The sequence below is a fragment of the Moorena sp. SIO1F2 genome (genome assembly GCF_010672755.1).
GTDB lineage: Bacteria > Cyanobacteriota > Cyanobacteriia > Cyanobacteriales > Coleofasciculaceae > Moorena.
Window position 1 is genome coordinate 1 of record NZ_JAAHFV010000225.1, and the last position, 10,828, is coordinate 10,828.

14 protein-coding genes and 1 pseudogene are annotated in these 10,828 nt (G+C 42.4%); 10 read left to right on the forward strand and 5 right to left on the reverse strand.

The window, feature by feature from the left end; genetic code table 11:
* The 3 genes and pseudogenes from F6J94_RS22675 to F6J94_RS22685 form a co-directional block, all read right to left on the reverse strand.
* Positions 1-372: pseudogene (locus tag F6J94_RS22675) on the reverse strand (glutathione S-transferase family protein); the annotation flags it as partial.
* Positions 350-640 (reverse strand): hypothetical protein, encoded by a 291-nt coding sequence (locus F6J94_RS22680; protein WP_293044366.1) that lies wholly within the window; start codon positions 638-640, stop codon positions 350-352. The pseudogene F6J94_RS22675 and the gene F6J94_RS22680, both read right to left, overlap by 23 nt.
* 12 nt (positions 641-652) lie before the next feature.
* On the reverse strand, positions 653-877 hold the full coding sequence (locus F6J94_RS22685) for a hypothetical protein (RefSeq protein WP_293044368.1): 225 nt from the start codon (positions 875-877) through the stop codon (positions 653-655).
* A gap of 107 nt (positions 878-984) precedes the next feature.
* Here F6J94_RS22685 and F6J94_RS22690 point away from each other — a divergent pair, with 107 nt between their 5' ends.
* The 3 genes from F6J94_RS22690 (at position 985) to F6J94_RS22700 (ending at position 3,445) form a co-directional block, all read left to right on the forward strand.
* Entirely contained in the window at positions 985-1,833 is an 849-nt protein-coding gene (locus tag F6J94_RS22690) for a cysteine dioxygenase family protein (protein ID WP_293044370.1), read from the forward strand.
* Between the two features lie 124 nt (positions 1,834-1,957).
* Positions 1,958-2,599 (forward strand): sigma-70 family RNA polymerase sigma factor, encoded by a 642-nt coding sequence (locus F6J94_RS22695; RefSeq protein ID WP_293044372.1) that lies wholly within the window; start codon positions 1,958-1,960, stop codon positions 2,597-2,599.
* Between the two features lie 447 nt (positions 2,600-3,046).
* Complete coding sequence (locus tag F6J94_RS22700) at positions 3,047-3,445, forward strand: pentapeptide repeat-containing protein (protein ID WP_293044374.1); 399 nt, start codon at positions 3,047-3,049, stop codon at positions 3,443-3,445.
* 376 nt (positions 3,446-3,821) lie between these two features.
* Here F6J94_RS22700 and F6J94_RS22705 read toward each other — a convergent pair whose 3' ends face one another.
* Positions 3,822-5,375: a mercuric reductase gene (locus F6J94_RS22705; RefSeq protein WP_293044376.1), complete on the reverse strand. Its 1,554-nt coding sequence runs from the start codon at positions 5,373-5,375 to the stop codon at positions 3,822-3,824.
* Positions 5,376-5,584: 209 nt separating this feature from the next.
* On the opposite strand from F6J94_RS22705, the gene F6J94_RS22710 reads away from it, so the two are divergent.
* Positions 5,585-5,737, forward strand: coding sequence for a hypothetical protein (locus tag F6J94_RS22710; protein ID WP_293044378.1), 153 nt, complete (start codon positions 5,585-5,587; stop codon positions 5,735-5,737).
* 4 nt (positions 5,738-5,741) lie between these two features.
* Here F6J94_RS22710 and F6J94_RS22715 read toward each other — a convergent pair whose 3' ends face one another.
* Positions 5,742-6,476, reverse strand: a complete 735-nt coding sequence (locus tag F6J94_RS22715; RefSeq protein WP_293044380.1) for a TVP38/TMEM64 family protein — start codon at positions 6,474-6,476, stop codon at positions 5,742-5,744.
* 968 nt (positions 6,477-7,444) lie between these two features.
* On the opposite strand from F6J94_RS22715, the gene F6J94_RS22720 reads away from it, so the two are divergent.
* The 6 genes from F6J94_RS22720 (at position 7,445) to F6J94_RS22745 (ending at position 10,718) form a co-directional block, all read left to right on the forward strand.
* Positions 7,445-8,131, forward strand: a complete 687-nt coding sequence (locus tag F6J94_RS22720) for a hypothetical protein (protein ID WP_293044382.1) — start codon at positions 7,445-7,447, stop codon at positions 8,129-8,131.
* Positions 8,132-8,238: 107 nt separating this feature from the next.
* Entirely contained in the window at positions 8,239-8,577 is a 339-nt protein-coding gene (locus F6J94_RS22725) for a XisI protein (protein ID WP_070395931.1), read from the forward strand.
* 254 nt (positions 8,578-8,831) lie between these two features.
* Positions 8,832-9,248 carry a XisH family protein gene (locus tag F6J94_RS22730; protein ID WP_293044384.1) on the forward strand — a complete coding sequence of 139 codons (417 nt, stop codon included), beginning with the start codon at positions 8,832-8,834 and terminating at the stop codon, positions 9,246-9,248.
* A gap of 29 nt (positions 9,249-9,277) precedes the next feature.
* On the forward strand, positions 9,278-9,571 hold the full coding sequence (locus F6J94_RS22735; RefSeq protein WP_367142257.1) for a XisI protein: 294 nt from the start codon (positions 9,278-9,280) through the stop codon (positions 9,569-9,571).
* Between the two features lie 86 nt (positions 9,572-9,657).
* Entirely contained in the window at positions 9,658-9,903 is a 246-nt protein-coding gene (locus F6J94_RS22740; protein WP_293044386.1) for a hypothetical protein, read from the forward strand.
* 74 nt (positions 9,904-9,977) lie between these two features.
* Positions 9,978-10,718, forward strand: coding sequence for a methyltransferase domain-containing protein (locus F6J94_RS22745; protein ID WP_293044388.1), 741 nt, complete (start codon positions 9,978-9,980; stop codon positions 10,716-10,718).
* The last annotated feature ends 110 nt before the right edge of the window (positions 10,719-10,828 follow it).

The following is a 10,828-nucleotide window of genomic DNA, read 5'->3' on the forward strand; positions in this document are numbered from 1 at the left end:
TCTTCCGGTACAGTTAGGGTCACCTTTGATATAAACTTCCCGCAGATAGCGAGCACCATTGACTGTATCAGGGATACAACCAGGCCCATCGGAGAATTCCCATCCATCTTTATCCATCAATGGGTCAACAATGGACAGGGTAATCGCTTCCTCCAATCCCTTTAAGGCTCGCATAATCAGAGTGCGGTGCGCCCAGGGACAAGCATAGGAAACATAGAGATGGTAGCGTCCAGAGGCTGGTTTATAGTCTGTGGAGCCATCAGCACGAATCCAATTACGGAATTTGGTGGGATTACGCATGAATCGCCCTTGGGGGTCTTGCTGATAGGCTTCGTTAGTCCATTGTCCGTTAACGAGCATCCCTGTTGCCATAGTTTTCCTGTGATGGTATTTTTTTCATACTATCTATTGCACAGGGAGTAGGGAGTAGGGAGTAGGGAGTAGGGAGTAGGGAGTAGGGAATGCATCGCTTAAAACCCTCTTTGCTTTTGGCTTTTGGCTTTCTCGGCATTGCTGAATCTTTGGATAAATATGAGTGGGGTGGGCATTCTGCCCGCCGGGAATATATTGAAACTGGCAAGATGCCAGTTCCACCAAGATGCCTGTTCCACCAAGATGCCCGTTCCACAAAACTATTCAAATCATTCCATTATTAAGCAAGGCCGTATATTTTGCGTGCTTTTGCGATCGCGTAGCGTGCCGAACGCGCCTTCACCTCGAGAACTCCCATTGATCCAGTACCAAATGGCCAGCTATGAGCAGGCGCAGTTATCGTTGTGGTAGGGAGCCGTGGAATGGGTGGTGAGGGGCGGTATTGGTTTTTAGCCAGCACCTTTGGTGATAACCCGTCAAGAATCTTTACAAAACTCTGCGTCACGTTTCGCTTCCTGTCGTCTCATATATATAGACACCAAGCTTTCCAAGAGCAAGCGCTTTTGAAAGTAGATCAACGAACGCCTGTTAAATATGTAGAACTTTGTCACTATGTTCAGTCAAGGTGAAATTTCAGAAGATTCCAAAGAACAACTCAAAACAATACTCCGAGAAGTCTGTCAGCCAGATAATCTTCCGGAACAGCCAGAGCTTGTTCAGTTGGTTCAAGAGTATTACCAGCTAGCGACTCAAAAAGAGCTTACCCAAGAAGATGGTGAGAGAATGGCACAAATGTTTGACCTGGCAGTATTAGATTCGCAGTTTGACCAGTGCATTGACAGGGTAGATCAGCTGATCAGCCAGTCCTTGCAGTCTTCTCCCTCTTCAGGTTGCTCTGGTGACCTTTCGCTAGACGAATTTATCTATCAGGTAAATGACATAGCGCCCCAAGACATGAGTATGGAGAAGTTCACAAAGCTTGCGGCGAACCTTAATTTGAGTGAAAAGCTAATTGAGCAATCTATTAGTTTTAAAGAGAGTGACTACCATCGCCGCTTAGTTTGTATGACCCTTTTTGGTGTTATTTTTGTTATTTCTTGGGAGCCGGGTCAGTTTTCACAAATACATACCCACGGAGAGGAAATTAGCATAATCCGTGTCTACAAAGGAACCCTTACCCACCGCTTTTATGATCCAGTGGAGCACTTACAAGGAAAGCAGGGCTACCGAACAAAGGACGAGAAAAAGTTCACAGAAGGTGAGTTAGTCTGCGTTGGGTTTGATCAGACTCACCAACTTGCTAACGAGTCCCAAGAAAGACTGGTTACTGTGCATGTTCGTTTCTTCAAACAAAGACTTATATCCTGTGAACCTGTAGAAAATTGTGAACCGGATAGGTCTTGTCCTGATTTAGTTGACAGGCGAAAATGCTCCGCTTGGCCCTTGGTGGTCACAATTTAGTGTAGCTTTTTGTTATTGGGCAGAGCAGAAACTATTTTTATAGTCTGCCCTATCAACCGTGACAATCGTGACAACATAAGTGATTCCATTTACACCAGTTTGCATGATCAGGAGAAGAATTTAAATGGTCAAACCACAACCAGGTGAAAATTGCTTCTACCAGGGGGGGATGATGAAACAGGAAGAACTTGCCAACCTTTTAGATTCACTATCTACTCAAATAGAAGGTTGGCTGTGCCAATTTAATCTTAAGAGCAAGTATACCCATGAAGACATTATAAACGATGTCTTTTTACTTGTCCAAAGACTAATCGAATCCGGGAGACTAGAGTTGCATTTAGACGTTGATGAGGAACTGTTACTGGTTCGAATTAAGGGTGACTTAAGAGAGCCAATTATTAATCCAAGGGCTTGGTTGCGAACAGTTGCCTTTAATTACGTAAGGGCACTGTTCCGTAAGCATAATAGGTTTTTAGACATTAGTTCCGAAAAGTGGGAAAGTTTACTCTCGACTGAGCAGAGTAATGCGGTCTCTTCCCGTCATCCTCACCCTATGCAGTATATACAGAACTTGGAACTGCGGGAGAAGATCAGACAACTTCCTGATGAAGATTCAGAAATTTTGGAGTTATTCTATTTTAAAAAGCTTTCCTATGCTGAAATTTCGAGTCATTTAGAGTGTAAGGGCTATGGTCGGTATACGGAAGAAACTATTCGGCAAAAAAAGTTTCGAGCTCTCAAGAAACTGCGCCAACTTTATTTATAGCAACCGAAGTATAGTTTAGGACAGAGTATTTTGCTTGAAAGGGAGCAGGGAGTAGGGAGCAGGGAGCAGAAATATGTCTTAAGCTTTACTTCGACTGCTATATAAACGCGATTGGTGCTCACAATAACTATAATTCTAGATAGGGGACATATCATATTTCTAAAAAATCAAGGAAGTGTGGTAAATGTGAAGAGTGTGGTAGATGTGATAAGTTTGGGAATGTTATGATAAGTTTTCCCTAATTTCAGGCATTGATATTTACCATCTAGATAACTAGTAATTATACTTGAATTTAAAAAATGACTGTGGATGTATTTGTTATTACACAGGCACTTTTTTGCGTTTATTAGCTATATAAAAAATATTGGTTTACTTTGTCACGTTGGGCGATATTTTTACTCTCTTTAATAGAAACCTTTAACTAAAGTCAAATCGGGGGAAGGCGACATGAATAGCAAAGAACTCCAAGAAAGGTACGCAGCAGGGCAACGAGATTTTTGTGCTATCGACCTAGTTCAAGCTAATCTGAGTGGTATCAACCTTAGTGGTGCGAATCTGAGTCGAGCAGATTTAAGCGGAGCTAACCTGAGCCGAGCCGATTTGAGTGGGGCTAAGTTGCGTTGTGCGAAATTGGAAAGAGCTAATTTGACTGATGCCAAGCTTCACAGGGCAAATCTAGGTCGAGCGAAACTTGCTGGAGCAAAGCTAAGTGGAGCAGATTTGAGAGCTGCCAATCTCAAGGGTGCGGATCTTGCTGAAGTAGACTGGAAGGATGCAGAACTATGGGGTACGGTTATGCCTGATGGTAGGGTTGTTTCCTCATCTACTCAAGATCTAGCTTCCTAGCTCCCTACTGGCAATCATCTGCAGATAAAACGCCGTTGCTTAATCATGGAATGATTTGAATATAGCGGTTTTTAACCTTCGGATTATAGGACTTACGCATTTGCCCCCTAAATCCCCCAATTCTGGGGGACTTTGACATCATTACCCCCCAAAATTGGGGGGCTAGGGGGGCGAAATCCACTTAACCGCGTAAGTCCTGGATTATTTCAATCGGAGGTCAAGACAAAGAGGGAGTAGGGAGATAGGGAAATAGGCAGAGCTGACCAAGTCCTATTCTGGGAAAATCTAAGGAACGGGCAAGATGCCCATTCCACCAAGATGCCTATTCCAGAAAACTCTTAAAATTATTCCATTATTAAGCAAAGCTCCTTTTACTCTAAGAAAGCTTAGTCAGGAATTCTAAAAATGTTTTAGTTCTTGGTGTTAAGAGGGTGCGGCGATAGGCATCTGCCGCTTTTTTAATTCCTTCTGCTTGAGTTGGATAGGGATGAATTACGCTGGAAAGCTTACTCAAACCAATCTTATGGACAATTGCTGTCGTCACCTCAGAAATCATTTCCCCTGCATGAGTTGCCACAATAGTTGCTCCCAGGATTTGATCTGACCCCTTCTTATGGTAAATTTTAACAAATCCCTCTTCTTCGCCATCTGCGATCGCTCGGTCTACAGTACTAAAGGGAATTTTAATCGTATTAACATTAAACCCTTTCCCTTGAGCTTCATCCTCATACATCCCCACATGGGCAATTTCTGGATCAGTATAAGTTGCCCAAGGCATCACCAAGTTACTCAGCTTATATTTACCCAAGCCAAAGGGAGAAAATAGAGTATTCTTAATCACAATCCGTGCTGCTGAATCCGCTGCATGGGTAAACTTCCAGTCCATGCAAATATCACCAGCAGCATAAATTTTGGGATTGGTAGTCTCAAGGTAATCATTCACCTTCACTCCTTTACGCTGGTCATACTCTACCCCGACCAATTCCAAATTTAACCCTTCCACATTGGGCGCACGTCCAGCACCGATCAAAATTTCATCTACTGTGACCGACTCTTCCAAACCAGTGCAGCTATTGAAGTGTAAGGTTTTACCTGCTTCTGTCTTCTCGACCCGGTTCAATTTGGCACCCAGGACTAAACGGATACCTTCTTTTAAAAAGACTTTTTGAACAATATCAGCGGCGTCAGCATCCTCTTTATTTAAAATGTGAGAACCGCGATGGAACAGCACCACTTCACAACCTAAACGGCGGAAAGACTGAGCTAATTCACACCCAATGGGACCGCCACCAATAACAGCTAGTCGATTGGGACGTTCTGTCAGAGAAAATACCGTTTCATTGGTGAGATACCCCGCCTCTTCCATGCCCTCAACTCGGGGTCTTACTGCTCTTGCTCCTGTAGCAATTACCGCTTTCTTAAACTTGAGGGTAGTATCGTTTACTTCGATGGTATCATCACCGGTAAACCGACCATTTCCTAAAAATATATCAATACCATAGGTATCTTTGAAGCGTTTAGCAGAATCGTGATGGCTAATCCCTGCCCGTAGCCGACGCATCCGTTCCATCACTGCCGGGAAGTCTACTTCAATATTATCTGGAACTTTAACCCCAAAGGCTCCCGCATTGCGCATCTCAGCCACTACCCGAGATGACCGAATCAAACACTTGGAGGGGACACAACCTACATTTAAACAATCCCCACCCATCAAATGCCGTTCAATCAACGCCACTTTCAAACCCACACCGATACCTGCTGCACCTGCTGCGGTAACTAATCCAGCTGTACCAGCACCAATAACTACTAGGTCATAACAATCAACAGGTTTTGGATTAACCCAATCCCCTGGATGAACGTAGTTAACCAACCTCTGGTTATACTCGTCCATAGGTGGGACAGTAACTCTTTGGTATTGAGAACTTGACATTTATAATAACTCCTTTGATGGTTCAAAATTAAATTAATTTTTTAGGGAATCGGGAATAGGGAGTAGGGAGTAGGGAGTAGGGAGTAGGGAGTAGGGAGTAGGGAATCGGGAGTAGGGAATCGGGAATCGGGAATCGGGAACAAAAATTTACGGATCTCTATAACCTTTAACCTTCTAACCTTTAACCTTAAACTTCCTAACCTTTAACCTTGGCCTTTGGCCACGCTACGCGAACAACCTTAAACTTCCTAACCTTTAACCTTAAACTTCCTAACCTTGGCCTTTGGCCACGCTACGCGAACAACCTCCTAACTTTCAACCTCCTAACTTTCAACTTGCAACCTTCAACCTTTAACCTTTAACCTTCTAAACTGTCTCTTTGGAAACGCTTTTGTCTAAAGCTTTCTTAGCTACATTAGTGACATAAAGTGTGACCGCAACAGTAGCGATAAAACCAATAATCCGAATTGCCCACTGGACAGTGGGATTGGTGGGTGCGTCACCACCACCGATCATGGCCAGGTCTCCAGCCAGAGAACCGATGTAAACGTACATGACTGTTCCTGGAATCATGCCAATGGAGCCTAAGACGTAGTCTTTTAGCGAAACCCCAGTTAGACCATAGGCATAGTTTAAGAGGTTGAAGGGAAATACAGGAGAGAGTCGAGTCAACAGCACTATTTTGAATCCTTCCTGACCTACTGCTTCATCAATGGCACTAAACTTGTCATTTCCAGCAATTTTTTGAGCAATCCAGTCCCTAGCTAGATAACGCCCAACCAGAAAAGCAGCTGTGGCTCCGATAGTTGCTCCGATGAACACATAGATTGAGCCTAAGGCAACACCAAATACTACCCCAGCCCCTAGGGTGAGGATAGACCCAGGCAAAAATGCTACGGCAGCAATGATATAGATTGCGATAAATGCGATCGCTCCGATGGGTCCTAGACTATCAATCCACTGCAAAGCATTGCGCAATATTTCTTGGGGATTGAATCCTCCACTACTAGAGGATTCCTGTGCGAAACTCGGCTCAGCGTGTACCACCAGTACCATCACCATTGCCAGTAATGTTAATGAAACTAACTTGAAACCCTTCATGACCTTTCGGGGATGAAATTGACTGCTTCTTCTTGTACTTATCATGAGTTGGGACCGTTGCAATTCAACTTGAGACATAGTAATCAAATTATCTAGAGATTCTGGTTATCTTAAATGGCTTGTTTGGTGATGAAATTAACAAAAGTTTATAACTTTACAGGTAAGCATTCAGCCTTCAGCTATCAGCTAATGCGCTACTTGAGATGCTACTTGAGGTGCTATCAGCTTATCCCCTACATTGGTTTAATCTCTGTTACCTCAGCTGACGGCTGACTTCTGACCGCTGACGGCTGACGGCTGACGGCTGAGGCCAGTTATGCACTCAGCCTTGAGCCTAGGGCGATCAGCTTTCTAGAGAGTGGCCAACAAACAATTGCAGTATCAATTGCTTGTTGATGATCATCATACAATACTTTTTAGGAGCTAAAGCTAGTGAAACTAATTTAAATTTAATAAGAATTATTTTGGTATATATTCAGGTTAAATTTAGCTGATACTCAGCAAAAAATCATGTTTATTAATATAGCTGATATTAACTCTAACAAATTAGATTATAGATTAATTTTGTTACCAAGTAACAGCAGCTATGAAAACAGTTGTTTTTCAGTTATAGCAAAAATTAACTAGTTCAGCTAAATTAAAGCTAAATTTAAAGTTATGGGGGGTATAAGTCACAATCCTATTAGATACTCATGATAGTCAGGAGTTGCCCAGTAAATCTACATAGCTGTAGCAGTTTTTATTAATGCATCCTAGTAGTTATAGGGTTGGTTTACAAGTTTTGCCTAAGTCCTGTAGCTGTGAAAACCTTTCCTTAGCAGGATTATTACAGAAGGATACTAAGGGATTGAGTAAACAAAAAAAAAAGTTTTTTTAAATAAAATTTAACTCGATTGGATGGCAAAACTAAAAAAATACTGCTATACTTTCCGTAAAAGCTTGATTTACAAGACATGCAACTGACAACCATGAATCTTAAATCTGCTCAAGAAGACCATATTAATTGGATCAAAACTCAGCTAGAACAAACCCAGCGAGAACTTACTGAAGCGGAAGCAAACCTGGTTGAGGTAAAGGCTTTAGTGGAGCAAAAACGGGCAAACGTTGCCTATTATCAGAATAAGCTTGAAGCCGAACTATCCAGCAACGATATTGCAGCGGAAAACGATATTGCAGCGGAAAACGATGATATTGCAGCGGAAATATCGAGTGCTTTCCGGGAACTTGAGGTTAATGCTAATCATTTATCTGAACAAGCTCCCACTGTGAATTCAAGTGGCAATGTCGGTCAAGTAACTTTTGTTGATGAGGAATTAGAAGAGGAATCCTTTGAAGAAAACCAAAGGGAAAACCAAGACGATGAGGAGGGTCAAAAGCGCAATCCCAGAGATATGTTATATCCAGAATTTAGAGGTAAAACATTCGGGGAAGCGGTAGAGATTATCTTAGATAAATTCGCGGCTCCGGTTAACCGAAAACAGATTGCCAGCAGACTCTTTGATGCCAAATCTGATCATGAACAACTCCGTGCTACAAACTCCTTAGCTAACCAATTGCATCAAGGTGTAAAAGAAGGGAGATGGAAGAAAGTGGGACGAGGTCTTTTTGCTTCTAATTCTTTCCAGGATCAAGTAACTGATGAAATTAATAACTAAAAGTAAATTTACAGTGGTTTTTTAAGTTATCCGTTTATACAAAAGTCGATCAAGTGTAATCAGGTTCCTATTGTAGTTTATGATATTTCGCAACCAAAGATTAATCAATGGATAAACTAGAGGTATATCGACAGCACATTCAGGACTTGCTTAAAAAACGCGCCAGTATTAAGTCGGCGAATCCAGCCATCGAAACCCAGCTCATTTTTGATACGGAACGGGATCATTACCAAATGGTTCATACCGGTTGGAAAAATAACACCACACGTATTTATGGCTGTTCTGTACATGTGGATATTAAAGATGCCAAGATTTGGATACAGCATGATGGGTCGGAGATTGCGATCGCAGATCAGTTAGTTGAGCTGGGCGTACCAAAGCAGGATATTGTGTTGGCCTATCAGGCACCCATCATGAGGCAGTATACCGAGTTTGCTGTGGGGTAGCGCATCAGCGTCGAGATTTACCGGAGGAGCGAAGGGCGGTTGTGGCTATACACGGCATACGAAGCTGGAGATGTGATCACCCTACAGAGCGTTGGTTTTGAGTTTGCGATCGCACTCGTGTATGAAGATATCCCACTAGACCGGTGAACTATTTGAAAGTAAGGTTTGGTGGTGCGATCGCCCAAGCAATGATGAATACATTCGCTCTAGCATATAATTTTACCAGAAAAGGTTCCTATTTCTTTTAAAATCTCATGGCAAAGGTTCCTTTCCACAATGCAGTGAGAACTGCCCTAGAAAAAGATAACTGGGTAATTACCGCCGATCCCTATCAACTGAGTGTTGTGGAAGTCGATTTTGAAATTGATCTTGCCGAGCTAATCGCTGCGGAACGAGCAGGAGAAAAAATTGCTGTGGAAATTAAAAGCTTTATTGGTCGATCCGTTGTCTCCGATTTTCATACTGCCCTTGGGCAATGCATCAATTATCAATTTGCTCTAAATGAAGTTGATGCCCAACGTAATCTTTACCTTGCTATTCCTGAAACAATTTACCAATCTTTTTTCCAGCGACGGTTTGTACGATCAGTAATTGAGAAGACTCAAATCAACTTACTTATCTATGACCAAACTCACGAGGTTATTCGGCAATGGCTGTATAAGAATCTGTAGAACAATATCGTCAGTGGATTCAGGAATTACTGCTAGAACGAGCCAATCGTAAGCCCACCTTCCCAGAAATCGAAGCCCAAGCGGTTTTGGACACCGAACGAGATCATTATCTGTTGCTGCACACGGGCTGGAAAGATAACCGTCGCACCCACGGATGTAGCCTCCACTTAGATATCAAAAATGGTAAAATCTGGATTCAGCATGATGGCACGGAAATTGGCATTGCTACCCAATTGCTTGAACTGGGTGTTCCGGCTGACGATATTGTGCTGGGCTTTCACTCCCCGAACATGCGCCAATACACTGAGTTTGCTGTTGATTAACTAGATTTCGGGCGTTGCTGAATCTTTCAATGAATAGGAGTAGAGTGGGCATCCTGCCCGCCCCAAAAGATCGCCAAACAGGCAAGATGCCTATTCCCCAAACAGGCAAGATGCCTATTCCCCAAACAGGCAAGATGCCTATTCCCCAAACAGGCAAGATGCCTATTCCCCAAACAGGCAAGATGCCTATTCCCCAAACAGGCAAGATGCCTATTCCACGGGTAGAGTGGGCATCCTGCCCGCCCCAAAAGATCGCCGAACAGGCAAGATGCCTATTCCACAGGATTTTTTCCCTGTTTCCTGTTCCCTGTTCCCTGCTCCCTGCTCCCTAAAACCCAGAAGTTTGTACTTCACCAATTGAAAACCGCTATATTGATAATCATACAGAACAATAGGAATTAAAGCCATGAGTAGTTCCAATCAAAAACACTATAAAATAATCGGGAGTATCTATGATGATTTGTGGAGTTACTCAGAAGACTACATTAGATTTATGGGGTTAAAAATTATTGAATATTTACGCTTAACCTCAACAGATAGTCTTGTGGATTTAGGCTGCGGCACAGGACTTTTTACTCAATCAATTCCGAAGGAAATACAGTTATATAATCCGATTATCTGCGTGGATCCTTCTCAAGAGATGCTCTCACAAATACCCTTAAGCCCTCAATACCAAATTAGGGCAGTAGATGCGATTACTTTTGTCTCTGAGACCTCAGGTTATAATAAGGTCTACATGAAGGAAGCCATTCATCATATAGACAATAAAGAATTACTATTTAGTAGTTTGTTTGAAAAGCTAACTAGTGGAGGAATTTTCTTGCTGATCCTTCTGCCTCCAACTATTGAGTATCCTTTATTCAAGGCAGCTTTAGAGCGATATGAAAGAAGGCAGCCCAACTATAACGATCTAACTAGTTTACTAGAAAAAGTCGGCTTCAACGTCTCAGTTGATTTTGTTGAATATCTTCAGTCAATTCCTAAAGAACAATACTTGAAAATGGTAGCAAATCGCTATATGTCCTTACTGTCATTATTTGATGACCAACAGTTACAGGAAGGTCTAGCAGAAATCTCAGAAAAATATGCTCAACAATCTATCCTTGAATTTCCTGACCGTTTTGTTTTTATTACAGCAACTAAGTAGTTAAGCTATCAGCTATCAGTTATCAGCTATCAGCTATACCAAAGGGAACAGGGAGTATGGAATAGGGATGCAGCGCGTAGCGCATAAGCTGATAGCTGATAGCTGATAGA